The sequence below is a fragment of the Nocardiopsis lambiniae genome (assembly GCF_031845465.1).
In the GTDB taxonomy this organism is placed as follows: domain Bacteria; phylum Actinomycetota; class Actinomycetes; order Streptosporangiales; family Streptosporangiaceae; genus Nocardiopsis; species Nocardiopsis lambiniae.
This window is the reverse complement of the sequence record NZ_JAVREP010000008.1, coordinates 210952-236855: the sequence shown is the minus strand read 5'-3', so window position 1 is coordinate 236855 and position 25904 is coordinate 210952. Positions and strand designations below refer to the sequence as shown.

Genomic DNA, 25904 nt, shown 5'->3' with positions numbered 1-25904 from the left:
ACCGGTTCAGGTGCGGCGTCGGTAGGCCCACACCGCGGGTGGGAAGAACACGGCGGTGATGATCGCCGCCCACACCAGCGTCCACGTCACCGGGCCGGCGACATCGCCGCCGAGCATCAGCCCGCGCATGGCGTCCACGATGTGCGTGACCGGGTTGTTCGACGCGATGACCCGCAGCCAGGACGGCATGCTGTCGGGATCGACGAACGCCGAGCTGGCGAAGGTCAGCGGGAACATCAGGATCATCCCGAACGCCTGCACCGCCATCGGGGTGCGCACGATCATGCCGACGAACGCCGACATCCAGCACAGGGCGAACGCGAACAGCAGCACCAGCGCGCCGGCGGCGACCACACCGACCACACCGCCCTCGGGTCGGAACCCGATGATCAGACCCACGGCGATCACCATCACCACGGTGATCGTGTAGCGCACCAGGTCGCCCAGGATCGCTCCGATCAGCGGGGCCGACCGGGCGATGGGCAGGGAACGGAACCGGTCGAAGATGCCCTTCTCCACGTCCTGGCTCAACGCGAACCCGGTGCCCAGGGTCGCGAAGATCACCGACTGCGCCACGATGCCGGGCATGAGGAAGTCCCGGTAGGCCTGCCAGTCGCCCATCAGCGCCTGTCCGAAGACGAACACGAACAGGGTCACGAACATGACGGGCTGGAGGATGAGCCCGAAGACCTCCTCCGGGTTGGCCTTGATCTTGAGGACGCTGCGCCAGGCCAGCTGGAGGCCGTTGCCCACGGTGGTCAGGGGGGTGATGCGCTCGGGCACGAGGGGCAGGGCCCCGTCATCCGTCGACGGCTCCCGTGTCGTCACGGTGCTCATACCGGTGTCCCTTCGGTCTCTTCCTCGGCGGAGTGCCCGGTCAGGGCGAGGAACACCTCGTCCAGGCTCGGCTTGCGCAGCGACAGTTCGGCGACGGCCACGCCCTGCTCGTCCAGCCGGCGCACCACCTCGGGCAGCACGCGCGGGTCACTGACCGCGACGCTCGCCACCAGGTCGTCCCGGGTGACCGGGCCGCTGGTGACCGCCTCGATGATCCTGGTGGCCAGCGGCAGCCGCCCGGGGTCGACGGTGCGCAGCTCCAGTACCTGGTCGCCGGTCCGGTTCTTCAACTCCTCGGGGGTGCCCCGGCTGATGACCCGACCGTGGTCGAGCACCATCAGGTCGTCGGCCAGCCGGTCGGCCTCCTCCAGGTACTGGGTGGTGAGCAGGACGGTCACCCCGTCGTCCACCAGGTCGCGGACCACGTCCCACAGGCCGTTGCGGCTGCGCGGGTCCAGCCCGGTCGTCGGCTCGTCCAGGTACAACAGGGCGGGCCGTCCGACCAGGCTCGCGGCCAGGTCCAGGCGTCGGCGCATGCCGCCCGAGTAGGTCTTGGCGGGACGGCCGCCGGCGTCGGACAGCGAGAACCGTTCCAACAGTTCGTCGGCGCGGGCGCGGGCGCCGGCGCGGTCGAAGCCGAGCAGGCGGGCGATCAGCACCAGGTTCTGGATCCCGGTCAGTTCATCGTCGACCGCGGCGTACTGGCCGGTCAGACCGATCAGGCGGCGCACCTCGTGGGGTCGACGCATCACGTCGAACCCGCCGACCTCCGCGTGTCCGGCGTCCGGCCGCAGCAGGGTGGCCAGGATGCGCACCGTGGTGGTCTTGCCGGATCCGTTCGGGCCCAGGACGCCCAGCACGGTCCCCGTTCTGGCGGTCAGGTCCACCCGGTCCAGGGCCCTCTTGCCCTTGAACTCTTTGACCAGGCCCTCCGCGCGGATGGCGTGTGTCATCGCGCTCCTCCGTTCGTACGTTCGATGACCAGTCTCTTCCTCGGCCCTGACAGAACGCTGACATGGGGAGGGGGCCGCCCACGTCCGGCTGACACCCGGTGTCCCCGGATCGCCCGGCCACCGGGCATCGCGCGGCCCTAGACTCGTGTGCGTGAACTCCACCCCGCCCGATCCCGAGATCCCCCCGACGTCGGAACCGATGACCACGGCCCGTCTCCGCCCACCCGAGCGTCGGGTGAGCGGACGCGCGGTCGGCGTGTGGACGGTGCGCCTGCTGATGGGCGGTGTGTTCGTCACGCTCATGTTGAGCGTGGCCGCGTGGGCGGTGACCTCCCTCGGATGGGGCTGGCCATCGCCGTGGGTGCGCGAGTACGCTCCGTTCGTACCCCTGGTCTACGGAACGTACGCGCTGGCCAGGGCGGCGATCGTGCCGTCCTGGCGCTACCGGGTGCACCGGTGGGAGATCGCGGAGGACGTCATCTACACGCGCGCGGGGTGGGTGAGCCGCACCTGGCAGCTGGTCCCGGTGAACCGGTTGCAGACGGTCGACCACACCCAGGGGTGGCTGGAGCGCCTCTTCGGGGTGGCGACGCTGGAGGTGCAGACCGCCTCCTACGCCGGGTCGTCGACCATCGAGGGCCTGGACGCCGAGGAGGCGCGCGGACTGAGCGAGGAGCTCGCCGTGCGCGCGGGCGCGCTGCGGGACGACGCGACCTGATGGCCGATCACGAGGAGCACGGCTGGGTGGCCCCGGGTTCCACCCCTTCCCCGCACGCCTCCCACGACCCCGATGTCCCCTCCTCCTCCGCGACTCCCGGGGACGCGGTGCGTCCCGGGGCCGGCGGTGGGGCGGCCGAGGACCCCGCGCCCGACATGTCCCATGAACCGGGCGCACGGGACGCGCCGGATGCGCCGACGGCCTCGGGCGCGCCGGGTACGTCGCACGCGCCGGACGCGTCGGATGCGCCGACCGCCTCGGGCTCACCGGACGTGCCGAGCGCGCCGGACGTGGCGGAGGTGCCGGGCGCACGGGATGCGTCGGACGCGACGGGCACGTCGGATGCGCTGGACACGCCGGGCGCTCGGCTCGCGTCGGACACGCCGGATGCGGCGGGCGCAACGGGCGCACGGAATGCGTCGGACGCCCGTGAGGAGACCGCTGAGGGCGCTCGGGACTGGTGGGGCGGGGAACACCCGATCCCCACCGCGCTCGTCTCCGAGCGCGAGCGGCGGCTCAGCCCGCGCAGCATGGTGGTCGGCCCCGTCAACCAGCTCCGCAGCCTCTTGCTGCCGATCCTCATCGGTCTGGTCGTCGGCGGGTTCAACCCGTGGGTGCTCGGCGCCACCGGTGCCGGTATCGTCGCCCTGCTCGTCAACGGCTTCGTCACTTGGCGGACCACACGTTACGAGGTGGGCGAGGACCGTCTGGAGATCCGCAGGGGCCTGGTGCGCCGCTCCCGGCGCACCATCCCCCTGGAACGGGTCCGGGGCGTCGATGTGACCAGCACCCTCCTGCACCGGATCCTCGGCGTGGCGGTGGTGCGCATCGAGGCCGCGGCCGGGTCGGCCGGCGCCACCGAGGACGGCAAGCTCGACGCCGTGGACATCGCCGAGGCCGAACGGCTGCGCCGGGTCCTGCTGCACCGGCGGGAGGTGCTGACCGGGCGGGCGTCCGCGGACACCCCGGACGACGCCTCCGCGCCCTCCGGGGAGGGCGGGGGGACCGACGAGGGGATCGTCCACTTCGCCGTGCCCCGCTCCTGGTACCTCTACGGGGCACTGAGCCTGGGCTACCTGCTCACCCCGTTCGCGGTGCTGGCCACCCTGTTCGGCGCGGTCCAGCAGACGGCGGGGGAGTGGGCCACCGACGCGTTCATCGACTGGGTGCGGGACTCCGACCGCAGCGGACTGGTGATGTTCGCCGTGGCCGGCGTCGTCATCATCGTGCTGCTGATGCCGGTGTTCGCGGTGGTCTCCTACGCCATCACCCACTGGGGGTTCACGCTCCGCGAACGCGATGGTTCCCTGGTGGCCGAACGCGGCCTGTTCACCCGGCGCAGCGTCACCCTGGAGAAACGGCGCATCCGAGGCTACGAACTGGCCGACAACCCGCTCGAACGTCTGCGCGGCGCCGTGCGCCTGCGCGCCATCGTCACCGGTCTCGGGGACGCGGCCGGCCGATCGGTGCTACTGCCCATCGGCCCGCGTAGCGAGGTCGAGGCGGTCGTCGACCGGGCCCTGGGCCGGTACACCGGAACGCTGCGCCGCCACCCGCGCGCCGCGCTGGTCCGCCGCCTGCTGCGCTCGGTGGGCCCGCCGGCCCTGGCCGTCGCCGCGGCGGTCGCGTTCGGCCCCGCCTGGACGGTCGTCCTCACGCTGGCCCTCACGGTCGCCGGGGTGCCTCTGGGCGTGGACCGCTACCGGTCCCTGGGGCACGGGTACGACGGGGAACGCGTGAGCGTGCGCTCGGGGTCGATCTCCCGGTCCCAGTCCACGGTGGAGCGGTCGGCGGTGATCGGCTGGACCTGGAGCCAGACGTTGTTCCAGCGCAGGTCCGGTCTGGCCGACCTCCAGGTCACCGTGGGGGCCGGCGCGGGCGGGTACACCGCGCAGGACGCCTCCCTGGGCGCGTCGGTCGCCTTCGCCGCCGACGTCACCCCGGACATGGTCCGTCCCTTCCTGGTCGACCCGCGCCCCTGACCCGGCCGGGTCAGGGGCGCGGATCGAGTGCTCCCGGTGGTGAGGCGCCCACCCGCCGACGGCCGCGCCGGGTCTCGCCGACCCGGCGGGTCCCGTCAGGCGGCGTCCAGGACGTGCGGCCCGGCCCGGTCGGCCCACGCGGGCCACCCCGGGTCGCCGTCGCGGACGAACCCCACCCAGGCCCGGTGCGTCCGCTCCGCCAGTTCGGCGGGTGCGTCCGGGCCGGTCATGGCCAGGGCACCCGGGGTCCCCAGCCGGTCGAACACGAACGGCAGCTCCATGCAGTGGGCCGCGCCCAGCCCCGCCACCCGGCTGCGCCAGGCGAACCCGTACACGTGCGAGTCCACGCCCCGGGCGGCGCGCGCCCGCGCCACCCGACGGATCGGGCGTTCCAGGACCACCTCTCCGATCATGGCCCCGGCGAGCATGCCCGTGCCCATGTCGGGGCGTCGGCCCCGCAAACGGCGCAGGGTCGCGGGCCCCACCCCGAACCGCAGCGAGCCCAGGGCGAGCAGCGGCCATCCCAGGTCGCTGTCGGCCCCGGTGGGAGCCAACCAGAGTCGGTGCTCCTCCACGGTGGTGCCCATCATCAGGTCCAGGTGGTCGGCGGCGCCCGTGCGCAGCGCGTCGTAGGGGGAGCGCGGTACCAGGTCGCCGTCCACCGCCAGTGCGAACGACGGTCCGCCCACCAGCGGGTTCCCCGTGGCCATCGCCCGATGCTGGGCGGCCACGAGTTCCTTCGGGGAGGTGTCGGCGAAGGCGTCCCGGGTGGCGGGGATCCCCAGGTCCTCGGCGATGAGCCGGCTCACCCTCCCGGCCCTGTCGGGGGCGACCGCCGAGAGCGGTCCGCTCTGGAGGATCGCCCGTCGCATCAGTCGTCCGCCCTCGGGATGGGCCACCAGCGCGGCGGTGGTGGAGGCCCCCGCCGACTGCCCGGCCACCGTGATCCGCTCCGGGTCGCCGCCGAACGCGCCGATCTCCCGTCGCACCCACCGCAGCGCCGCCAACTGGTCTGCCAGTCCCAGGTTGAGCGGCGCGCCCTCCAGTACGGAGAACCCTTCCGAGCCCAGCCGGTAGTTGGCCGACACGAACACGACACCGTCACGGGCGAACGCGGTCCCGTCGTAGGCGCTCAGGGCGTTGGCGCCCCGGACCAGGGCGCCGCCGTGGAACCACAACAGCACCGGCAGCGAACCGGGTTCGGCGTGTTCGGGAGCCCATACGTTGACGTGCAGGAAGTCGTCACCGACGTGGTCCACCGACGGCAGGATCTCCCCGATGGGGCCCTCGTAGGGCGCCTGCGGGGCGCCGGGGCCGTGCGCGGTGGCGTCGCGCACGCCCTCCCACGGATCGCGCGGCGCCGGCGGGGCGAACCGGTGTTCGCCGACGGGCGGGGCCGCGTAGGGGACGCCCAGGTGCCGGACGATCCCTCCTTCGGCGGTACCGCGCAGCGCGCCGGCGCCGACGCGCACGGTGGGTCCGTCCACGGTCATGAGTGCTCTCCTCGGGGGAACGGTGGAGTGCGATCGTATGCGCCGCCTTCGGTGGCGGGTCCGGGCGCCCCCGCCGATGGGCGCTTGCCACCGGCGCCGGCGGTGTCGCCCGGGTCGCCGTGCCCTCCACGGGCCCGTGCGGGGCCGGTCCGCGCGACGGCGACATCCGGGTGGAGGAGAGCGGCGAGGCCTCGGACACGGCCGAGGACGGCCGCCGGTGGCGGCCGTCCTCGGGGGAAGCGGTGTCGGGTCCGGTGTCCCCGGGGTCACTCGTCCTTCTTGGCCCCGAACATGATCTCGTCCCAGGACGGTACCGAGGCGCGGCGTCCGCGCCCCTTGCGCTTGGGCGCGGGGCGGTCCCCGCCGGACGCCGCGGCCGGGATCGGCGCCGGGGACGCCGCCGGGGGCTGGTCGGCGGCCCGTCGCGGCGTCCCGGTGTCGTTGAGGTCGATGGTGGCACGCCGGCGCCGGGGCGCGGGTTGGGCCAACGGTGCCGCGGGCGGAGCCTGCTCCGTCCCGCCGGCGGCCGGCCAGGAGGGGCGTTCCCGCGGATCGGACCGCTCGACGGTGCGCCGCTCGGGTCGCTCCGCGGGAGCCTGTTCGGGCTGTCGCGGCTCGGCGCGGGGCCGTTCTGCCTGCGGTTCCCCCTGGCGCTCGATCGGGTCGGGCGCGGGTCCGTCGTGGCGTCCGTCCGCGGCCGGTTCCTCGAACACCGGGGCCGCCGGGCGTACGGGTTCCTCGACCGGCGCGGGGTGCCCGGCCCGGTCCTCGGGCTCCTCGTGGCGTCGTTCCCGGGACTCGTCCCGCTCCGGCCGGTACGCGGCCCGGTGGCCGCGCTCCTCGAAGAACCGCTCCTCCTCGCGCCGCTCCTCCTCGCGGTACCCGTCGTGGGCGGCCGGTTCCGGGCGCGCCCGCGGCGCCTCGTACTCCCGACGTTCCCGGTACTCGGGGCGCTCGCGCTGTTCCTCGGCCCGCCACCGGTCGTGCTCCTCACGCCGTTCGGGGCGCTGGGCGGCCCGGTCGGACTCCTCCCGTGCCGACGACGGCCGCAGGGGGTCGTCCGGCGGGGCCCCGTGTCGCCGCAGGGCGCCGCCCACGCGCTCGGGCGCCGGACGCATCGCGGCGCGCGAGGGTTCGAAGTCGGTGCGCCGAGGGGCGAAAGGGGTCACGTTCGCGGTGGTGGAGGGCGTCTTCGGAGGCCCGGAGGAGGAGAACCGGGCGGCCTCCTCGTCGGCGGGGGAGACGGTGTTGTGTCTGGGCTCGTACAGCCAGTGGGCGACGCGTTCCTCGCCGTCGTCCAGGAAGACGAGCTTGAGCTGCCAGGAGCGGTCCTCCCGCTTCCAGGAGTCCCAGACCGCGTCTCCGGTCTCCAGTTGGTGGGCCCCGATCCTGCGGGTGACCAGCTCCTCCAGGGTGCCCCCCGGGGCGGTCTCGCCGGCGATGCGCACGCCGGCGCGCTGGGCCTGCTGGGCGATGTACTCCCGTTCCTGGAGGACCGGGCCCTCGAACCAGCGGACCCGTTCGAGGGGGATGCCGGAGATCTCGGAGATGGCCTCCGCGGTCTCGCCGGACCGGATCCGGGCCTGGATTTCCTTGGGGCGCAACGGATTCTCCACTTCGATCTCGTACTGGCCGAGCCGGGAGAACTGGCCGCGTACAGCGGCGCGGAGGCGGTCGTCGACGGGGAGCATGAAACGGGTTCCACGGCCGGTGCTGGCCAGCACCAGGTAGGTGCCGTCCTCGCTCACGGCCACGAGGCGAAGCTCGTGCATCGCCCTCCCTTTCGCGTCCCGTCGAGGGCAGGTCGTGTGACCGATCCCCGCGTTCTCCAAGTCTGGTCGGCCGACAACGGTTCGGCCACTACCGTGCCCGGCGCGCCCGAACATGTGTGCCCGCCTCCCGGCCCGTGGCGCACCGGTCCACGGTCGGGAGCGCCCCGGGCCCTCCCGGGGTCCTCACGGTCGCTTCCTTTGCCAATCTTGGCACGTCGGCCCTTCCACAACCGGGAGCGATCACGGGGAAATGTCGTCGTTCCCGTGCGAAGGCTCCGCCGTGATGGTATCCCGCGCCTCCCGAATCGCCCCAGGCCTGGGAAAAACTCCGATCTCGGTCGCTTCCAGGGGTATGGGGATTCTCTCGGACGCAACTCGACACGCCGGTGGCCATCGGAGAGTGATCAATCTTTATTGATGGCGTTATCGGAACCCTGTCGCCCTTAGCCTTAGTTATCCGTACATGAGTCGAATGTGAACTTTGGTGCGTATGGGGCCACATGGCCCGACACACGCCCGTTCCGGAGCGCGGCGCGCCGTGTCGCGCGCCCTCCGGACGGAACGGAACACGAAAGGGGGGCCGCATGGGGCGGACCGAGTACCACGACGAGCAGGAGGCGGAGGAGGACGAGCAACCCGGGAGCAAGCGCGTCGATCTGAGCCTGTCCCAGGTCGCGGGGGCGGGCGCGGCCACCCTCGCCGCCGCCACGGCCGCCTCCTACCTCAACGTCTACGGGACGGTCATCGGGGCCGCGGTCATGGCCACCTTGAGCACCCTGGCGAGTCCCTTCCTCCAGGAGTGGTTCTCCCGCAGCGGCACCCAGGCCCGTCAGTTCGCGGAGAAGACCGTCAGGTACGCCGATCCCACGGGAACCGGTTCTCCCCGTCCCGGCGCCCATCCGCTGGACCCGCCGGGCACCGGTCCGATCCCCGGTGTGCCGCCGACCGGACCGATCCCCGGCCTGCCCGAAGACCTCGACGCCACCCGCACCATGGCCCTGCCGATCCAGGGCCTGGAGGACCCCACCGGGCGCTTCGAGGCGTTCGGGGAGGACGACGACGCCAGGGGCGGCGCGACCGCCGTCCACGAGGGCCCGGACGGGCCGGGGACCGGAGACGGCCCGCCGGCCCGTCGCGGACGACGCCTGGTGTTCGCCGCCGTGGTGTTCGCCCTGGTCATGCTGGCCATTCTGGTGTTCGAGCTGTTCACCGGGCGCTCCTTGACCGCGTGGACGCAGGGGCAGGACGAGCCCACCTCGCCCACCCTGTTCGGCGGTGACGCCTCGGTGTCCTCGACCCAGGAGGACGGAACGGACACCGGGCCCGAGGAGGGGACCGACGGAGACCCGGAGGAGGACGTCACCGGGTGGACGCCCGAGGGGCCCACGGACGGGGCCACCGAACCCGCGCCCGACACCGACGGCACCGCGCCGCCGACCGAGGACGGCGAGCAGACCGACCCGGGCGCGCAGACCCCGGAGGACGGCACCACCACCCCGCCGCCGGCGGAAGAGGAGGAGGGCCAGGGCACCGGCGAACCGCAGCCCGAATCCGGCACCGGGGACCAGGGCGCCGGACGAACGGAGAACGCCGTTCCCCCACCCGCGGCCTCCGTCGGCTGATCCGGCCTCCCGCGCGAACGGGCCCCGCGCCCGACACCGACGCCACCGCACGGCGACCGTGGGGGCTGTCCGTGCGCGAGGCGGGCCCCACCGGTGGTGGAGCCCGCCTCGCGTTCCCGGGGTACCGGAGGCGTTCCGTCGCGGCCGGTCGCGGGCGGTGGTCGATCAGCCGAACACCCGGTCCAGGTAGTCGTTCCCGAACCGGCGGTCCGGGTCCACCCGGTCGCGCACCGCCAGGGCGTCGCCCAGACGCGGGTACACCGTCTCCAGGTAGGAGCGGTCCCGCGTGTGCATCTTGCCCCAGTGCGGTCGCCCGCCCACCGACGTGAACACCGCCTCCAGATCGGCGAAGTACGCCTCGTACGGCGTCCCCTTGTACATGTGCACCGCGACATAGGCGGTGTCGCGCCCGTAGGCCGTCGACAGCCACACGTCGTCGGCCGGGGCGAACCGCACCTCCACCGGGAAGCTCACCCTGTGGTCGCCCCGGTCCACGATCCGGCGGGCCTCGCGCAGCACGTCCACCAGGTGCTCGGCGGGGATCGCGTACTCCATCTCCACGAACCGCACGTCCCGCACCGACGCGAACACCTTGTACGACACATCGGTGTAGGCGCGCGCCGACAACGCGCGCGAACTGATCTGGTTCACGGTCGGGACCGTGCCGGGGAAACGGCGGCACACCCGGTTGACGCCGTCGAACAGGGTGTTGGACAGGAAATCGTCGTCCAGCCATGCCTTGAAGCGCGACAGCGGTCGCGCCGGACCGACGCTGATGTTGTTGCGCTTGGTGTTGGTGTTGCCGGTGTGGGGGAACCAGAAGAACTCGAAGTGGGCGTTGTCGGACCGCAGCTCCGGCAGCCGCTCCAGCACCTCGTCCAGCGGCATCGGTTCCTCACGGGCGTGCAGCAGGAACGACGGGCGCACCGCCATCGTCAGCGCCGTGACCACACCGAACGCGCCCAGGCCCACTCGGGCGGCGTGGAACAGCTCCGGTTCCCTCTCGGCCGAGCACGCCACCACCGAACCGTCCGCCAGCACCATCTCCAGGCCGACCACCTGGCTCGCCAGGCCGCCCGCGTCCCGACCGGTGCCGTGCGTGCCGGTCTGCACCGCCCCGGCCATGGTCTGCACCGCGATGTCGCCCATGTTGGCCAGGGCCACCCCGTGTCCGGCCAGTACCTCGTTGAAGTCGCACAGTGGCAGACCCGCCTCGACCGTGGCGGTGCCCGCCTCCGGGTCGACCGAGCGGACCTTCGTCAGGGAGGTGGGGGAGAGCAGCAGTCCGTCGGTGACGGCCACGTCGGTGAAGGAGTGTCCCGACCCGACCATGCGGACCCGCAGATCGTCCGCGGCGGCCGAGGTCACGGCCGCGACGACCTCGGGCGTGTCGTTGGGGGAGGCGGTGCGCTTGGGACGGGCCTGATAGGTGTCCGCCCATGTGTGCCACAACACATCTGTCATGACAGGCGACATTACTCGCCGGTCACTTTCCTGAACAGAGGAGAAGTGCGGTGAAAGGTCCTGGTCCGGGCGAGGCCGACACCACAGGGGTGCTGACCGGGGGGTGCCGTGGAGAGGTCCCGCGGAGCTGGTTTCATAAGGTCCATGAGGCCTTACGACGCGTTTCTGCTGATCTCCTTCGGTGGCCCGGAGGGCGAGGACGAGGTCATCCCGTTCCTGGAGAACGTCACGCGCGGGCGCAACATCCCGCGCGAGCGGCTCGCGGAGGTCGGTGAGCACTACTTCCTCTTCGGAGGGGTGAGCCCGATCAACCAGCAGTGCCGGGACCTGCTCGCCGCCGTCACCGCGAAGTTCGACGAGGACGGCATCGACCTGCCGATCTACTGGGGCAACCGGTTCTGGGCCCCGATGCTCGCCGACACGCTCGCCCGGATGAAGGAGGACGGGGTGCGGCGCGTGCTCGCCCTGCCCACCTCCGCCTACTGCAACTGGTCGAGCCGCACCGCCTACCTGGAGGACATCGACCGCGTCCGCGCCGCCCTGGGCGAGGACGCGCCCGAGATCGATCTCATCCGCCCCTTCCACGACCACCCCGGGTTCATCGAACCCCTGGTGGAGCACACCCGCGACGCCCTGGACGCGCTCCCCGCCGAGCAGCGCGAGGGTGTGCGCCTGTTGTTCTCCGCGCACTCCATCCCCACGACGATGGCCCAGGAGAGCGGCGGCCCCGAGCTGGGCTTCGGTCCCGACGGTGCCTACGGCGCCCAGCTCGCCCGGGTGGCCCGCCTGGTCGTGGACCGACTCGACCGCGAGTACCCCTTCGAGGTCGTCTACCAGAGCCGCAGCGGCCCGCCCAGCCAGCCCTGGTTGGAGCCGGACGTCAACGACCGCATGGAGGAGCTCGCCGAGGAGGGCGTGCCCGCCGTCGTCGTCATCCCGCACGGGTTCGTCTCCGACCACATGGAGGTCAAGTTCGACCTGGACGTGGAGGCCCGCGATACCGCCGGGAAACTCGGCATCGGGTACGAGCGGGCCCTCAGCCCCGGCACCCACCCGGCGTTCGTGGCCATGGTCTCCGACCTGGTCCGCGAGTACACCGAAGGCGACGGGGCGGGATGTCGGGGCGGCGGCCTGCCGGCGTGCGCCCAGTGCCCCTCCCGGGCCTGACGGGCGCTCCGCGCACCGGCCGGTGGGACACCTCCCCGCCCCCGGCCGGCGGCGACGCCCCGGGCCGTTCTCCGACACCTCGGTAAACACCGCTGACACCCTGAGCGGATAGGGTTCGACGCAGATCACGAATCCACCCCCTCTCAGGAGTAACTGCCTTGGTCCGTTCCTGGTACGAACTGCCGGAATACGTTCGCCTTCGGCGCGTCAACGGGCTGCGCCTCTCCCCCGACGGAACCCGTCTGGTCGCGCCCGTCAGCGGCATCGCACACGATGCCAAGTCCTTCCGCAGCGCCCTGTGGGAGATCGACGTCCTTCCCGAGGCGGAGGGCGGTGACGCCCCCCGACGCCTCACCCGTGGAGCCAAGGGCGAGGGCGGCGCCGACTTCCTCCCCGACGGCTCGGTCCTGTTCACGACCGGCCGCCCCGACCCGGACACCAAGCCCGAGGAGAAGCCGAAGTCCGCCCTGTGGCTGTTGCCCGCGACCGGCGGCGAGGCCCGTCGGGTGGCGGCCCGCCCGGGCGGTGTCGGCTCCTTCACCGTCGCCCGCGACTCCGGGCTGGTCGCGTTCACCTCCGACACCCTGCCCGGCAGCGGTGACGAGGAGCAGGACACCGAGGCCCGCAAGGCCCGCGAAGAGGCCGGGGTCAGCGCGATCCTGCACGAATCGCTGCCCATCCGCCACTGGGACTCCGACATCGGCCCCGACCACCCCCGCCTCTTCGTCATCGAGCCGCCCGCCGACGACGAGACGGGCCCGGCCGAGGCCCGCGACCTCACCTCCGACGCAGGGAAGGCCCTGCTCAACGCCGAGGTCTCCCTCACCCCCGACGGCTCGGTCCTCATCACCACCTGGAACACGCCCACCGGTGGCGGCGGCCACCGGTGCGACCTGGTGGCCATCGACGTCGCCACCGCCGAGCGCACCGTCCTGCTCAGTGAGGAGGACACCGACCTCGAATCGCCCCTGGTCTCCCCGGACGGCCGTCTGGTCGCTTACACGCGCGGCTCCGAGGGGCACTACGACGGCGAGCCCCGCGAGTACCAGCTGTGGGTCCTGAACCGGGAGACCGGCGAGACCTCCCCCGTCCACCCGGGCCTGGAGCTGTGGCAGCGCGGCACCGCCTGGTCCGCCGACTCGCGGTCGCTGTTCTTCGTCGCCGACGAGAACGGGCGCCGCCCCGTCTTCCGCGCCGACCTCGCCGAGGGCGCCGTCACCAGGATCACCGGTGACCACGGCGCCTACAGCGAACTCAACCCGTCCCCCGACGGACGGTACGTGTACGCGCTGCGCGACGCCTGGGACGCCCCGCCCGCCCCGGTGCGCCTGGACGCCGACGCCACCGACGGCGCCCCCGTCCACCTGCGCACCCCGGGCTCCGAGCCGACCATGCCCGGCACCCTCACCGAGATCGAGACCACCGCCGACGACGGTGCCCGCATCCGATCCTGGCTGGTGCTGCCCGAGGAGGCCTCCGCCGAGGCGCCCGCTCCGCTGGTGCTGTGGGTGCACGGCGGTCCGTACATGAGCTTCAACGGGTGGTCGTGGAGGTGGAACCCGTGGATCCTGGCCGCCCGGGGCTACGCCGTCCTGCTGCCCGACCCCGCCCTGTCCACCGGGTACGGCCAGGACATGCTGCGCCGGGCCTGGGGCCGGTGGGGGCCGCGCGTGTTCGCCGACATCATGGCGATCACCGACGCCGCCGAGGCCCGTGACGACATCGACGCCGAACGCACCGCCATGATGGGCGGTTCCTTCGGCGGGTACATGGCCAACTGGATCGCCGGGCACACCGACCGGTTCAAGGCCATCGTCTCCCACGCCTCCCTGTGGGGGCTGGACGCGTTCAACGGCGCCACCGACTACCCGCCGGTGTGGGAGCGGGAGTTCGGCACCCCGTTGGAGCAGCCGGAACGGTACCTGCTCAACTCGCCGCACCTGCACGCGGACAAGATCGTCACGCCGATGCTGGTGATCCACGGCGACAAGGACTACCGGGTGCCCATCAACGAGGGACTGCGCCTGTGGCGCGATCTGCTGCTCCACGGGGTCGACGCCAAGTTCCTCTACTTCCCGGACGAGAACCACTGGATCCTCACGCCGGGCAACGCGCAGATCTGGTACGAGACGGTCTTCGCGTTCCTGGAGCACCACGTCCACGGCAAGGAGTGGACCAAGCCCGAACTGCTCTGAGCCGGGTGCGGTGGGCCTCGGGACGTCTCCGCCGTGCGCGGGGACGCCCCGGGGCGCCGGTCGTGCGCCCAGGAGCGGACCGCGTCGTCGTGCGCCCGGCGCACCGCCGGCGGCGTGCCGGCGAAGGACCACGGCCACACCGCGGCCGTGGCGTCCCGGGCCGGCTCCCCCCTCTCACCGTGGACCACCCTCCGAAGACCCGCGTCGACGGGGTCCCGACGATCCACCGACCCGGTCCGTGCAGACCTCGACGGCGGGGGTGGGGCCGTGATTCATCCGGCCGTCTCCTCGGCGGCGTAGAGTGCGGTCGGATTCCACACCCGAACCTGAGAGCGGAGCAGTGAGCAGCATCCACACCACATCCGATCCCGAGAGTCTGCGCGACCTGGCCGTGCGGGTGGCCGCCGAGGCGGGTGAACTCGCCGCGGAGGGACAGGCGGGCGTCACCGTGCTCGACACCAAGTCGAGCCCCACCGACATCGTCACGAAGATGGACCGGGCCACCGAGGACCTCATCCGCTCCCGCCTGCTGGCGGCCCGCCCCGACGACGCGATCCTGGGGGAGGAGGGCGGCGACGAGTCCGGCACCAGCGGTGTGCGCTGGGTGGTCGACCCCATCGACGGCACCGTCAACTACCTGTACGGACAGCCCGACTGGGGGGTCTCGATCGCCGCCGAGATCGACGGAACGGTCGTCGCTGCCGCCGTGAACGTCCCCCGGCGAGGCGAGATGTACGAGGCGGTGCTGGGCGGAGGCTCCCGCCGCAACGGCGAGCCCCTCCAGGCGCCGCCCGCGGTACCGCTGGACCGGGCGTTGGTGGCGACCGGGTTCGGATACTTCTCCGAGCGCCGCAGGCAGCAGGCCCGGGTGCTGCTGGAGGTCGCCCCGCTCGTCCGGGACATCCGACGGGGCGGCTCGGCCGCGGTGGACCTGACCGGTGTGGCCGCGGGTCGCTGCGACGCCTTCTACGAGCGCGGCCTGCACCCGTGGGACTGGGCGGCCCCCGGCCTGGTCGCCACCGAGGCCGGTGTCCGGGTGGGCGGGCTCCACGGCGGTCCTCCCGCCAACGATCTGGTCATCGCCGCCCGCCCGGAGCTGTACGACGCCTTGGACGCCCTGCTGGCGCCGCTGGGCGCCGACCGGGACTGACGGGCGCGGAAGGGGGGCGCGAGGGGATCGTCCCCCTCGCGCCCCCCTCGATGTCCGGTCGTCGTTCCGGTCCCTCGGGATCCGGACGATCGCTCAGGCGCAGTCGATACCGTTGCGGGCCGCGATGCGGTACAGGTCTTCGAGCTCCGACGTGTGGGTGTCGATGAGGAACTCGTCCCCGGCGGCCTGCGCCGACTGGAGCGCACCGCGGGTCTCGTTGATCCGGACCTTGATCTCCGCGAAGAACTCGCCCATTGCACCTCTTCCAGGGGTAGGCACCGGAACACGTGTGTGCTCCGGTTGCAGTCGGTCCGCGCGCAGGCCGCGGCGTGCGCGCGATTCGGTGTGGTCACGTCCCTGTGACATGCGTACCCGTCGCGGTCCGGCCTCTCGGTCGGGTTCCGCGCGGGTGTCACCTACGTCTACCGCACTGTGATCCAGGTCAAACCGGCACCCCCCGCACGTGATCCTTCCGTGATTCGACCCGCGGGCCGGCGGCCTTCCGGAAGACGGAAAAGCCCTTGTGGTGGAGGGTCGGCCGGACGAACCGCCGCGCGCGCCCACCCGGGCCGTTCGCACGTTCGGGCCACGTGTCCCATGACACATCTCCGTGCAAAGCCCGTTGCTTACTTGTTCCTTATTCTTGATGTGTCAGATTCGAGATGTGCGGGGTTACGCCGCCGTCGGCGGTTGGGGGATTCGCCGACGGCGGCGCCCCGCTCGCAAAGGGGTCGTTGAGACTCCCGGCCCAGCGCCCGTCACCGGCGCGGGGTGAGGACGAGGTTCGGTTCGCGCCGAAGGCGCGAGCGGTTTACCGTCTCCTTACTCCCGCCGTGAGAGAACGGTTGACGCGGTCGGGACCGAGAACGCCGCTGCCGGTGTGTTGGGGGATGCGCCGGCAGCGGCCCCTTTTCTCCCAGGTACCGAAGAGGACGAGAAGTGCGTGTACTCGTGGTCGAAGACGAGCGTGTCCTGGCCGACGCCATCGCGGTGGGACTGCGTCGCGAGGCCATGGCCGTGGACGTCGCCTATGACGGGGACACCGCTCTGGAGCACACCGCGGTCAACGACTACGACGTGGTCGTTCTGGACCGCGACCTCCCGGGGGTCCACGGCGACGACGTCGCCCGCACCCTGGTGGGGAGGAGCTACAACGGGCGCATCCTGATGCTCACCGCATCCGACGCCGTCCAGGACAAGGTCGAGGGCCTGAGCCTGGGCGCCGACGACTACCTCGCCAAACCCTTCGCCTTCCCCGAGCTGGTGGCCCGTGTGCAGGCCCTGGCCCGGCGCTCCACCCCGCCGCTGCCCCCCGTCCTGGAAAGGCACGACATCACCCTGGACCCGGCCAACCACCGGGTCCACCGGGAGGGGCGCGAGATCCCCCTGACACCCAAGGAGTTCGCGGTCCTCCAGGTGCTCATGCGCGCCCAGGGCACCGTCGTCAGCGCCGAGGGGCTGTTGGAGAAGGCCTGGGACGAGAACGCCGACCCCTTCACCAACGTCGTGCGCGTCACCGTGATGACCCTGCGCAAGAAGCTCGGCGCGCCGCCGGTCATCCAGACCGTGCCCGGTGCGGGGTACCGGTTGTGAGACCCCCGGGCCGGCCGGAGCCGGGCCAGGTGGAACCCACCCGGCCCGGTGACACCGGGACGTGGCGCAGCCTCAGCATCGCCGATCCGGCCCGGGCGGGCGCCGAACGGTCACCCACCTCGGAGCGGGTCCACCGGTTCGCCGACAACCTCAGCCTGCGAGCCCGGCTCACCCTGATCTACGGGATGCTGTTCTTCGCCGCCGGCTCGGTGCTGGTCCTGGTCAACTACCTCATCGTGGCGGTGCTGCTCAACGCCCTGCTCAGTGAGGAGAGCGCCGCGGAGCTGGTGGCGCACGGCCACCTCATCGAGGAGGTCCTCACCCACGTCACCCGGTTCTCGCTGCTGGCCCTGTTCCTGGTGGGGCTGCTCGCGGTGGCCCTGGGGTACGCGGTGGCGGGCCGGGCCCTGTCGCCGTTGCAGAAGATCACCCGCATCGCCCGCCGCCTGTCGGAGCGTTCCCTGCACGAACGCATCGCCCTGTCCGGCCCCGACGACGAGATCCGCGAACTGGCCGACACCTTCGACGGCATGTTGGAACGCCTGGACCGCGCCTTCGACGGCCAGCGCCGGTTCGTCGCCAACGCCTCCCACGAGCTGCGCACGCCCCTGGCGATCAACCGCACCCTGTTGGAGGTGGCGCTCACCGCCCCCGACGTCTCGTCCGACCTGAAGTCCGTGGGCCGCACCCTGCTGGAGACCAACGCGCGCCACGAACGCCTCATCGACGGCCTGCTCTTCCTCGCCAAGAGCGACCGCGAGCTGGAGGTGCGCGCCCGTGTCGACCTGGGCGAAGTGGCCGGGACGGTGCTCAGCCAACTCTCCGCCGAGGTCGCCGAATCCGGGCTGGCCCTGCGCAGGGACCTGCGGCAGGCCCCGGTGGTGGGCGACCCGGTCCTGTTGGAGCGGCTGGTCGCCAACCTGGTGGAGAACGCCCTCAAGTACAACGTCCCCGACGGCGAGATCACCGTCCGCAGCGGCATGTACGAGGGCCGGCCCGCCGTGCAGGTGGAGAACTCCGGCAAGATCATCCCCGCCTACGAGATCGAGGGGCTCTTCGAGCCGTTCCGTCGCGGGTCGGGCGATCGGGTGGGCTCGGGCCGCAGCGCCGGACTGGGCCTGTCCATCGTCCGTTCGGTGGTGCGCGCCCACGAGGGCGTGGTCACCGCCTGGCCGCGTTCCGGCGGTGGTCTGGTCATCACCGTCTGTCTCCCCGTCCCAACGGATGAGACGCCGGAACGGCGCTGAATCCCGACCTTTCCGGGTGCCCGAACATATCCCCTGGGGCGAGGCATAGGGCCCAAGCTGCGTCACGCCACACTTCGTGGTATCTATACGTGTCCGAAGACACGCCCATCCGGGTCACGTGCGCCGAGCTCGGGTGGGTATGCTGCCTCGGGCGTGGACACGGAGGGAATCCCTCCTGACGTGGGCATGTCTTCGGTTTTCGCCCGCGGTGGGGGAGTGATCCGCGCTTTGTCCGGGGTGGGCGGAAACGGCTTTTCCAGGTCTACGGGGCACCCGACGTTGGGTAGTACTCCAAGGAAACCGGACCCGAATGCGGCGACATTCCATGGCCGCCTTCGGACACGGTCCCGAGGAAAGTGCTGCCGACCTGTGAGCGGTGGCCCGGGAGGGGGCACGGTTCACCGACATCGGGAGAACTCATCGGCCGAACCGGGCACAACCGAGGTCTCTCAAGCGTTACTACCCGCGCGACGAGGCATTGAACGAGGGGGATGGAGTTAGCAGAGATGGCCACCGACTACGACAGCCCGCGCAAGACTGACGAGGACATCAACGAGGACAGCCTTCAGGAGCTCCAGGCCCGGCGCGTGGACAAGGGCACCGGCACGATCGACATCGACCCCGACGAGGTCGCGGAGGGCATGGAGCTGCCCGGTGCCGACCTGTCGGGTGAAGAGCTCGCCGTGCGTGTTCTGCCGCGTCAGTCCGACGAGTTCACCTGCTCGCGCTGTTTCCTGGTCCACCACCGCAGCCAGCTCGCCGAGCAGCGGGCGGGACAGCTGGTCTGCAAGGAATGCACCTGACCGGGCGGGGCGGTTTCCACTCCGTCCCGTCCAGGTGCGCCCGCCACGATCCCGGGACCCGGTGACGGGGCACGGGAGCACGGGGAACACGAACGACGGTGGACGGCCCAGCGCACGGGACTCACGGTGCGGTGGGCCGCCCACCGTCGTCTTCCTTCGAGGGGGACGGCACCCGGGCGGGGCGATCCCCGGGGGCGGTCAGGACTCCAGGACCTCGGGAGCGGTGCGGCGCAGGCCCTTGCGGGCGGTGCGCACCGCCAGCACCCGGGCCACCTCGACCCCGACACCGGCGACGACCGCCCAGCCCAGGGCACTGCCCAGACTCACGTCGGGGGACTCCAGGTCCGTGGGCGGCTCCTCGCCGGTGGCTCGGGTCCAGGCGAAGGTCAGCGCCTTGCGCATGACGAACTCGGCCGCGAATCCGGCCACGAAGCCCAACAGGACCGGAGTGACGTCACCGCCGTCCTTCTTAGCCATGTGAATCGTTCACCGTTCTTGTCGTGTGCACGGGCACGGGCGGCGGACCGCCCGTCCCACCATGGTCTACCGAGACGATCCTTTCACGTGCGGGACCCCCCGGCACGGAACGCCCCCGCGAGGTACGGTCGGCCGCGGGTGAACGGGGCGCGCGGTGTGGGAAAACCCGGAGCGATCACGCTCCGGAGCGCACTACCATTGCCCCATGACCAACCGCTCTCATTCCTTCCGCATGCCCGACAAGCCTTCGCTGGACGGTATCGAGGCGAAGTGGGTCGACGTATGGGATGAGTCCGGCGTCTACCACTTCGACCGTACGGCCGAGCGCGAGGACGTCTACTCCATCGACACCCCGCCGCCCACGGTCTCGGGTTCGCTGCACATCGGCCACGTGTTCTCGTACACGCACACCGACACCGTCGCGCGTTTCCAGCGCATGAACGGCAAGGCGGTCTTCTACCCGATGGGCTGGGACGACAACGGCCTGCCCACCGAGCGCCGGGTCCAGAACTACTACGGTGTCCGCTGCGACCCCTCGGTCGCCTACGACCCGGACTTCGCGCCTCCGGCCAAGCCCGACCCCAAGCGCCAGGTCCCCGTCTCCCGGCGCAACTTCATCGAGCTGTGCGACCGGCTGACGGCCGAGGACGAGAAGGTCTTCGAGTCGATCTGGCGCCGTCTGGGCCTGAGCGTCGACTGGCGGCACACCTACGCCACCATCGACGACGACTCCCGGGCTGCCGCCCAGCGCGCCTTCCTGCGCAACCTCTCCCGCGGCGAGGCCTACATGGCCGAGGCGCCCACCCTGTGGGACGTCACCTTCCGCACCGCGGTCGCCCAGGCCGAGCTGGAGGACCGCGAGCGGCCCAGCGCCTACCACAAGGTCGCCTTCCACAAGCCCGACGGCACCCCGGTCCACATCGAGACCACCCGCCCCGAGCTGCTCGCGGCCTGCGTCGCCCTGGTCGCCCACCCCGACGACGAGCGGTACCAGGATCTCTTCGGCACCACCGTCACCACGCCGGTCTTCGGCGTCGAGGTCCCCGTCGAGGCGCACCGGCTCGCCGACCCCGAGAAGGGGTCCGGCATCGCCATGATCTGCACCTTCGGCGACACCACCGACGTCACCTGGTGGCGCGAGCTCCAGTTGGAGACCCGCCCCATCATCGGCTGGGACGGGCGCGTCCTCGCCGACCCGCCGACCGGCCTGGAGTCCGGCGTCGCCCGCGAGGCCTACGACCGACTGGTCGGGGCCACCGTCCACACCGCCCGCGAGCGCGTCGTCGAGATGCTGCGCGAGAGCGGCGACCTGGTCGGCGACCCCAAGCCCATCACCCACCCGGTCAAGTTCTACGAGAAGGGCGACAAGCCCCTCGAAATCGTCACCACCCGCCAGTGGTACATCCGCAACGGCGGCCGTGACGAGGAACTGCGCCGCAGGCTCATCGAGCGGGGCCGCGAGCTCACCTGGCACCCCGAGCACATGCGCGCCCGCTACGAGAACTGGGTCGAGGGCCTCAACGGCGACTGGCTCATCAGCCGCCAGCGCTTCTTCGGCGTTCCGTTCCCGGTCTGGTATCCGCTCGACGCCGACGGCAACCCGCGCTACGACGAGCCGATCCTGCCCACCGAGGACCGGTTGCCCGTCGACCCCAGTTCCGAGGCGCCCGACGGGTACACCGAGGACCGGCGCGGGGCGGCCAACGGCTTCATGGGCGACCCCGACGTGATGGACACCTGGGCGACCTCGTCGCTGTCCCCGCAGATCGCCTCCGGTTGGGAACGCGACCCGGACCTGTTCGCCCGCGTCTTCCCGATGGACTTCCGTCCCCAGGGCCAGGACATCATCCGCACCTGGCTGTTCTCCACGGTCGTGCGCGCCGACTCCGAGAACGACACGCTGCCCTGGCACACCACCGGCATCTCCGGCTGGATCCTGGACCCGGACCGCAAGAAGATGTCCAAGTCCAAGGGCAACGTCGTCACACCGCTGGCGCTGCTGGAGAAGTACAGCTCCGACGCGGTCCGCTACTGGGCGGCCAGCGGTCGCCTCGGCACCGACACCGCCATGGACGAGGGTCAGATGAAGGTCGGCCGCCGGCTGGCCATCAAGATCCTCAACGCCAGCAAGTTCGTCATGTCCGTCGCGGGTGAGCACGCCGCCGCCGACCCGGCGCACGTCACCGAGCCCCTGGACCGCGCGATGCTCGCCGCCCTGGCCGAGGTCGTCGAGGACGCCACCAAGGCGTTCACCGACTACGACCACACCCGGGCCCTGGAGCGCACCGAGCGGTTCTTCTGGGACTTCTGCGACGACTACCTGGAGCTCGTCAAGACCCGCGCCTACGACACCGAGTCGGCCGAGGGCGCCTCCGCGCGCGCCGCGCTGCTCATCGCCCTGGGAGCCCTGCACAAGCTCTTCGCGCCGTTCGTCCCGTTCGTCGCCGAAGAGGTCTGGAGCTGGTGGCAGGAGGGCTCCGTCCACGCCCGGCCGTGGCCGGTCGCCGCCGAGTACCGGACGGCCGCCGCCGACGGCGACCCCGCCGTCCTGGCCGCGACCGCCGAGGTCCTGCGGGCCGTCCGCAAGGCCAAGTCCGAGGCCAAGCTGTCCATGCGGGCCGAGGTCGAGAACGTCCGGGTCACCGGTAAGCGCGTGGAGGCCGCCCGTGCCGCGGCCACCGACATCGCCGCCGCCGGTCGCGCCGCCGGGATCGACTTCCAGCCCACCGACGACGCCGAGCTGACGGTCGAGGTCACCCTGCCCGAGACCGCGGGGGAACCCGCGGAGTAGCACCACCGGCGTCGTGCGGCCGGGGCGGGACGGTCCGCCCCGGCCGCACGTGTATCCGCGCAACGTCCCGGGGGCGATAGGCTCGGCGAATGTGAGTAGTGCATCCCTGGAGAGCGGCCGGATCCCGATCACGGTCCACCGCCTGGACCCCGGCCTTCCCCTGCCCGAGTACGCGCACCCCGGTGACGCGGGCGCCGACCTGTACACCGCCGTCGACGTCGTTCTCGCCCCGGGTGAGCGGGCCACCGTTCCCACCGGGCTGGCCATCGCCCTGCCCGACGGCTACGCGGCTTTCGTGCATCCCCGTTCGGGGCTCGCCGCGCGCTGCGGCCTGACGATCGTCAACGCCCCGGGCACGGTGGACTCCGGATACCGGGGCGAGATCAAGGTGACCCTGCTCAACACCGATTCCACGGACCCCGTGGCGCTCACCCGGGGCGACCGGATCGCGCAACTGGTGATCCAGCGTGTGGAACGGGCCGTGTTCGTCGAGGCGGACGCCCTGCCCGAGTCGGTGCGCGGAGCGGGCGGTTTCGGTTCGACCGGGGGCCACACCGCATCGCGGTGACGACATTCCCGCACCCGGTGCGATCCCGGGGCCAATGGAGAGCAAAGAGGTGAGGGCGTGTTTGGACGCCGCCGCAAGAAGCGGAACGAAGAGACCGACAGAACCGAGACGCGGGCTCCCCGCGAGGGGGTGGCGGGCGCCGTCTCCTTCGGCAACGAGGTCGAGCCGGGGGAACGGGGCGCGGAACCCGTCAAGGAGGCCGACCGCCACCGGGCGACCGGGCCGTGGGACGCCGGCGAGGACGCGCCCGAGATGAAGCGCATGGACCTGGGCGGTATGCGCGTGCCGATGGAACAGGGCACCGAGGTCCAGGTCAACGTCGCCCAGGACGGCCAGGGCAAGCAGAAGATCATCGGCGTGACCCTGGTGCGCGGCAAGAGCGCCCTCCAGGTGCAGCCCTTCGCCGCTCCCAAGTCGTCGGGCATGTGGGACGAGATGCGCGAGGAACTGCGCGAGCAGGTCGTCAAGCAGGGCGGCAAGGCCGAGGAGCACGAGGGCACCTTCGGGACCGAACTCAAGGCGCTCGTCCCGGTGCCCGGCCGTACCACCGAGGACGGCAAGCAGCTCGCCCAGCGGGTGCGGTTCATCGGCGTGGACGGCCCGCGCTGGGTGCTGCGCGGCGTGATCCGGGGTGAGGGCGCCGCCAAGCCGGAGATGATGGCCGAGGTGGAGAAGCTCTTCTCCGACATCATCGTCGTGCGCGGCGACCAGCCCAGCCCGCCCGGTGAACTGCTCCAGATCACCGTGCCCAAGCAGATCCAGGAGCAGATGGCCAAGGCCGCCCAGGCCCGCGCCGCCCAGCAGGCCGAGGCCCGCCGCACCGCCGCGCAGCAGGGCGGCACCGGCACCTCGCCCAACGGCGCGGCGCCCCGCGGCCCCGGTGGGGCCTCGCCGAACGGCTCCTCCGCGTCCTGAGGGGCGCGGGACCGTCGTGGAACCGCCCCGGAGCGACCGCTCCGGGGCGTTCCCGTGCACGGGGTCCGCGTTCCCGCGCGCGGGTGGCCGGTTCCGGCCCGAAGCGCCTCCCCGCCGCGGCCCGGCCCCTTCCGTAGGGTGGGAACCATGACGAACGACAGCGCCCCCGCCCTGCTGCCGGAGGATTGGACCCGAGCCCTGGCCGTGGTCGCCCACCCCGACGATCTGGAGTTCGGCAGCTCCTCCGCGATCGCCCGCTGGGCCCGCCAGGGCAAGGAGGTCACCGAACTCCTGGTCACCCGGGGAGAGGCGGGCATCGACACCATCGCCCCGGAGGAGTGCGCTCCGCTGCGCATGGCCGAACAGCGCGCCTCGGCCGCGGCCGTGGGCGCGGTCGGGGTGGAGTTCCTCGACTTCCCCGACGGGACCCTGGAGTACGGGTTGCCGTTGCGCCGCGCCCTGGCCGAGGCGATCCGCAGGCATCGGCCCGAGGTGATCGTCTCCATCAACTTCCGGGAGCACTTCTCCGGGGGGAGCGCCTTCAACCACGCCGATCACCGGGTGCTCGGCCCCGCCCTGCTCGACGCGGTCCGCGACGCCGCCAACCGGTGGGTCTTCCCCGAACAGCTCACCGACGGGCTGGAGCCCTGGTCGGAGGTGCGCTTCGTCGCGTTCGGCTCCTCACCGAAGGCCGGCCACTACGTGGAGTTGAGCGGGCAGGACCTGGCCGACGGGGTGGCCTCCCTGGACGCCCACGCCGTCTACCTGGCCCACCTGGACGGGTTCGACCAGAAGTCCTTCCTGCCCCGGATGGCCGAGATGGCGGGGGAGTGGGCGGGGGTGCCGTTGGCCACCGGGTTCGAGGTGTTCGAGGTGTAGACGTACTGACCGCGGAGATCGGGGACAGGGGTGGCCCGCGTGGACCGGGAGGGTCGGCGCGGGCCACCCGCACGCCCTCACCGACCGCGATCCGAGGACCCCGCGGGCCCCGGGTCCTCGGGGTCGGTGATCCGCCCCAGGAAGAGCACGGAGGCGCCGCGTCGCAGCACGAACGCGAACGGCCGGTCCACGACGAACTCCACGGGCGGCGCGAGCGGCATGGCCGCCGCCACGGCGAACACCGCCGTCGCCGCGGCGCCCTCCGCGCCGATCTCGTCCACGCTCAGCACCGCCCGGTGCACGATCGCGTCCAGCCGGAGCGGGTCGCCGGTGATGCCGGACAGATCGCGGGTGGGGCGCCCCGCCACGGCCGCCAGATCGGGCAGGGCCTCCAGCAGCTCGAAACCGCTCTCCACCCGGAACCGGGGCAGGGCCACGTTCACCGTCTCCGAGCGGGCCGCCTCCCGCAGTGTCCGGTGCGATTCGAGGGTCAGGGCCGGCGGTTCCGTGCCGCCCTCCTCCGACAGGACGATGTCCAGGTCGAGTCCGTGACGGCCGGACAGGGTGAGCAGACGCAGCCCGTCGGCCTCGGCCACCCGCGCGTGGCCGGAACGCCACATGGTCGGCACCGACCGGTCGCCGTCGGGCGTGTGGAAGACCCGTTCCCGGGTGGCCGCCGCCTCGAAGGGTTCGAGCCACATCAACCGCACCCACAGGGCGTTGACGAGGATGGACTCGGTCTCGGAGGTGATGGTCCCCCGCGGGATCAGGTCGGTGATCATTCCCCGGGTGACGTCGGCGACGGCGGTGTTGATGTCCGCGCGCGCCCTCTCCGGGGCGGCGGCGAAGTCCGCGGAACGCACCGCCGACCCGGGGCGCGCGGCCAGCGCCGAGGCGAATCCCGGCAGGACCGCGCCGCCCTGACGGACGTACAGGTCGTTCACCGAGACCAGGTCCAGGGAGGGCGGGCCGTCCGGGTCGTCGTCGGGGGTCCGCGCGCCTTCGTCCAAGGCGTCCGGGCCCGCCCCCACCGTCGCGTCCAGGGCGGCGACGTGTCCGGCCAGGGAACCTCCCCGCGCGGTCAGGGCGCGGGCGAGGGCCTCGCGCACCTTCCCGGAGGATCCCTCGGCGAGCAGGGTCAGCGCGGTCCCCGCCGAGTGCGGCGACCACACGTGCGAGACGCCCGTCTCGGCCAGGGCGTGTTCCAGGGAGAGGGCGAAGTGCAGGTGGTCCGGGTCGATGTCCGGTGTCATGGCGGGCCTTCCGGTAGCGGGGAGG

General features: G+C 72.2%; 21 protein-coding genes. 13 read left to right on the top strand and 8 right to left on the bottom strand.

All coding sequences use genetic code 11. The features are described 5' to 3' along the window. Positions 1 to 6: 6 nt before the first annotated feature. On the bottom strand, positions 7 to 837 hold the full coding sequence (locus RM479_RS14520; protein WP_311512264.1) for an ABC transporter permease: 831 nt from the start codon (positions 835 to 837) through the stop codon (positions 7 to 9). Beyond that, the gene (locus tag RM479_RS14515; RefSeq protein WP_311512263.1) at positions 834 to 1790 is read right to left on the bottom strand and encodes an ATP-binding cassette domain-containing protein; all 957 of its coding nucleotides are present in this window, start codon (positions 1788 to 1790) and stop codon (positions 834 to 836) included. The genes RM479_RS14520 and RM479_RS14515 overlap by 4 nt, the downstream gene beginning before the upstream one ends. Before the next feature lie 199 nt (positions 1791 to 1989). On the opposite strand from RM479_RS14515, the gene RM479_RS14510 reads away from it, so the two are divergent. Together RM479_RS14510 and RM479_RS14505 are read left to right on the top strand one after the other, a co-directional pair. After that, positions 1990 to 2508 carry a PH domain-containing protein gene (locus RM479_RS14510; RefSeq protein ID WP_311512295.1) on the top strand — a complete coding sequence of 173 codons (519 nt, stop codon included), beginning with the start codon at positions 1990 to 1992 and terminating at the stop codon, positions 2506 to 2508. 530 nt (positions 2509 to 3038) lie between these two features. Beyond that, positions 3039 to 4490, top strand: a complete 1452-nt coding sequence (locus RM479_RS14505; RefSeq protein ID WP_311512262.1) for a PH domain-containing protein — start codon at positions 3039 to 3041, stop codon at positions 4488 to 4490. Between the two features lie 95 nt (positions 4491 to 4585). Here RM479_RS14505 and RM479_RS14500 read toward each other — a convergent pair whose 3' ends face one another. Both RM479_RS14500 and sepH read right to left on the bottom strand, forming a co-directional pair. Beyond that, a complete protein-coding gene (locus RM479_RS14500) occupies positions 4586 to 5983 on the bottom strand; it encodes a carboxylesterase/lipase family protein (protein WP_311512261.1) in 1398 nt (465 codons plus the stop codon). Positions 5984 to 6249: 266 nt separating this feature from the next. Continuing rightward, positions 6250 to 7755, bottom strand: a complete 1506-nt coding sequence (gene sepH / locus RM479_RS14495; RefSeq protein WP_311512260.1) for a septation protein SepH — start codon at positions 7753 to 7755, stop codon at positions 6250 to 6252. Between the two features lie 584 nt (positions 7756 to 8339). On the opposite strand from sepH, the gene RM479_RS14490 reads away from it, so the two are divergent. Beyond that, complete coding sequence (locus tag RM479_RS14490) at positions 8340 to 9377, top strand: hypothetical protein (RefSeq protein WP_311512259.1); 1038 nt, start codon at positions 8340 to 8342, stop codon at positions 9375 to 9377. A 165-nt stretch (positions 9378 to 9542) separates the two neighbouring features. Here RM479_RS14490 and RM479_RS14485 read toward each other — a convergent pair whose 3' ends face one another. Beyond that, the gene (locus RM479_RS14485) at positions 9543 to 10841 is read right to left on the bottom strand and encodes a D-arabinono-1,4-lactone oxidase (protein WP_311512258.1); all 1299 of its coding nucleotides are present in this window, start codon (positions 10839 to 10841) and stop codon (positions 9543 to 9545) included. Between the two features lie 144 nt (positions 10842 to 10985). Here RM479_RS14485 and RM479_RS14480 point away from each other — a divergent pair, with 144 nt between their 5' ends. The 3 genes from RM479_RS14480 to RM479_RS14470 all read left to right on the top strand — a co-directional run bounded on the left by RM479_RS14480 (position 10986) and on the right by RM479_RS14470 (position 15353). Next, complete coding sequence (locus RM479_RS14480; protein WP_311512257.1) at positions 10986 to 12008, top strand: ferrochelatase; 1023 nt, start codon at positions 10986 to 10988, stop codon at positions 12006 to 12008. A gap of 158 nt (positions 12009 to 12166) precedes the next feature. Continuing rightward, positions 12167 to 14203 (top strand): S9 family peptidase, encoded by a 2037-nt coding sequence (locus tag RM479_RS14475; protein ID WP_311512256.1) that lies wholly within the window; start codon positions 12167 to 12169, stop codon positions 14201 to 14203. A 340-nt stretch (positions 14204 to 14543) separates the two neighbouring features. Continuing rightward, positions 14544 to 15353, top strand: coding sequence for an inositol monophosphatase family protein (locus RM479_RS14470; RefSeq protein ID WP_311512255.1), 810 nt, complete (start codon positions 14544 to 14546; stop codon positions 15351 to 15353). Positions 15354 to 15446: 93 nt separating this feature from the next. Here the strand turns inward: RM479_RS14470 and RM479_RS14465 are convergent, their stop codons facing one another. Continuing rightward, positions 15447 to 15608 (bottom strand): hypothetical protein, encoded by a 162-nt coding sequence (locus RM479_RS14465; RefSeq protein WP_274811640.1) that lies wholly within the window; start codon positions 15606 to 15608, stop codon positions 15447 to 15449. A 684-nt stretch (positions 15609 to 16292) separates the two neighbouring features. Between RM479_RS14465 and RM479_RS14460 the strand changes: the two genes are divergently transcribed. From RM479_RS14460 to RM479_RS14450, 3 genes are all read left to right on the top strand, one after another. After that, the gene (locus tag RM479_RS14460) at positions 16293 to 16946 is read left to right on the top strand and encodes a response regulator transcription factor (RefSeq protein ID WP_311512254.1); all 654 of its coding nucleotides are present in this window, start codon (positions 16293 to 16295) and stop codon (positions 16944 to 16946) included. Continuing rightward, positions 16943 to 18193, top strand: a complete 1251-nt coding sequence (locus RM479_RS14455; protein WP_311512253.1) for a sensor histidine kinase — start codon at positions 16943 to 16945, stop codon at positions 18191 to 18193. Before RM479_RS14460 ends, RM479_RS14455 begins: the two co-directional genes overlap by 4 nt. A gap of 506 nt (positions 18194 to 18699) precedes the next feature. Continuing rightward, on the top strand, positions 18700 to 18996 hold the full coding sequence (locus RM479_RS14450) for a DUF4193 domain-containing protein (protein ID WP_274811661.1): 297 nt from the start codon (positions 18700 to 18702) through the stop codon (positions 18994 to 18996). A gap of 198 nt (positions 18997 to 19194) precedes the next feature. Here RM479_RS14450 and RM479_RS14445 read toward each other — a convergent pair whose 3' ends face one another. Beyond that, the gene (locus RM479_RS14445; RefSeq protein ID WP_274811637.1) at positions 19195 to 19473 is read right to left on the bottom strand and encodes a DUF4235 domain-containing protein; all 279 of its coding nucleotides are present in this window, start codon (positions 19471 to 19473) and stop codon (positions 19195 to 19197) included. Between the two features lie 205 nt (positions 19474 to 19678). Here RM479_RS14445 and valS point away from each other — a divergent pair, with 205 nt between their 5' ends. From valS to RM479_RS14425, 4 genes are all read left to right on the top strand, one after another. Beyond that, on the top strand, positions 19679 to 22264 hold the full coding sequence (gene valS / locus RM479_RS14440; RefSeq protein ID WP_311512252.1) for a valine--tRNA ligase: 2586 nt from the start codon (positions 19679 to 19681) through the stop codon (positions 22262 to 22264). Positions 22265 to 22355: 91 nt separating this feature from the next. Continuing rightward, the gene (gene dut / locus RM479_RS14435; RefSeq protein ID WP_311512251.1) at positions 22356 to 22832 is read left to right on the top strand and encodes a dUTP diphosphatase; all 477 of its coding nucleotides are present in this window, start codon (positions 22356 to 22358) and stop codon (positions 22830 to 22832) included. A gap of 57 nt (positions 22833 to 22889) precedes the next feature. Further along, on the top strand, positions 22890 to 23747 hold the full coding sequence (locus RM479_RS14430) for a DUF3710 domain-containing protein (protein WP_311512250.1): 858 nt from the start codon (positions 22890 to 22892) through the stop codon (positions 23745 to 23747). 147 nt (positions 23748 to 23894) lie between these two features. After that, positions 23895 to 24626 (top strand): PIG-L deacetylase family protein, encoded by a 732-nt coding sequence (locus RM479_RS14425; RefSeq protein ID WP_397222175.1) that lies wholly within the window; start codon positions 23895 to 23897, stop codon positions 24624 to 24626. Positions 24627 to 24703: 77 nt separating this feature from the next. On the opposite strand, the gene RM479_RS14420 is transcribed toward RM479_RS14425, so the two are convergent. Then, positions 24704 to 25879: a serpin family protein gene (locus tag RM479_RS14420; protein WP_311512248.1), complete on the bottom strand. Its 1176-nt coding sequence runs from the start codon at positions 25877 to 25879 to the stop codon at positions 24704 to 24706. Positions 25880 to 25904: the final 25 nt, after the last annotated feature.

What these genes read in the sequence shown, in the direction of transcription:
- RM479_RS14425 (WP_397222175.1), top strand. Translation starts at nt 23,895, where the DNA reads ATGACGAACGACAGCGCCCCCGCCCTGCTGCCGGAGGATTGGACCCGA.
- RM479_RS14510 (WP_311512295.1), top strand. Translation starts at nt 1,990, where the DNA reads ATGACCACGGCCCGTCTCCGCCCACCCGAGCGTCGGGTGAGCGGACGC.
- RM479_RS14520 (WP_311512264.1), bottom strand. Translation starts at nt 837, where the DNA reads ATGAGCACCGTGACGACACGGGAGCCGTCGACGGATGACGGGGCCCTG.
- RM479_RS14445 (WP_274811637.1), bottom strand. Translation starts at nt 19,473, where the DNA reads ATGGCTAAGAAGGACGGCGGTGACGTCACTCCGGTCCTGTTGGGCTTC.
- RM479_RS14465 (WP_274811640.1), bottom strand. Translation starts at nt 15,608, where the DNA reads ATGGGCGAGTTCTTCGCGGAGATCAAGGTCCGGATCAACGAGACCCGC.
- RM479_RS14515 (WP_311512263.1), bottom strand. Translation starts at nt 1,790, where the DNA reads ATGACACACGCCATCCGCGCGGAGGGCCTGGTCAAAGAGTTCAAGGGC.
- RM479_RS14485 (WP_311512258.1), bottom strand. Translation starts at nt 10,841, where the DNA reads ATGACAGATGTGTTGTGGCACACATGGGCGGACACCTATCAGGCCCGT.
- RM479_RS14450 (WP_274811661.1), top strand. Translation starts at nt 18,700, where the DNA reads ATGGCCACCGACTACGACAGCCCGCGCAAGACTGACGAGGACATCAAC.
- RM479_RS14490 (WP_311512259.1), top strand. Translation starts at nt 8,340, where the DNA reads ATGGGGCGGACCGAGTACCACGACGAGCAGGAGGCGGAGGAGGACGAG.
- RM479_RS14420 (WP_311512248.1), bottom strand. Translation starts at nt 25,879, where the DNA reads ATGACACCGGACATCGACCCGGACCACCTGCACTTCGCCCTCTCCCTG.
- RM479_RS14500 (WP_311512261.1), bottom strand. Translation starts at nt 5,983, where the DNA reads ATGACCGTGGACGGACCCACCGTGCGCGTCGGCGCCGGCGCGCTGCGC.
- sepH (WP_311512260.1), bottom strand. Translation starts at nt 7,755, where the DNA reads ATGCACGAGCTTCGCCTCGTGGCCGTGAGCGAGGACGGCACCTACCTG.
- valS (WP_311512252.1), top strand. Translation starts at nt 19,679, where the DNA reads ATGACCAACCGCTCTCATTCCTTCCGCATGCCCGACAAGCCTTCGCTG.
- RM479_RS14505 (WP_311512262.1), top strand. Translation starts at nt 3,039, where the DNA reads ATGGTGGTCGGCCCCGTCAACCAGCTCCGCAGCCTCTTGCTGCCGATC.
- RM479_RS14480 (WP_311512257.1), top strand. Translation starts at nt 10,986, where the DNA reads ATGAGGCCTTACGACGCGTTTCTGCTGATCTCCTTCGGTGGCCCGGAG.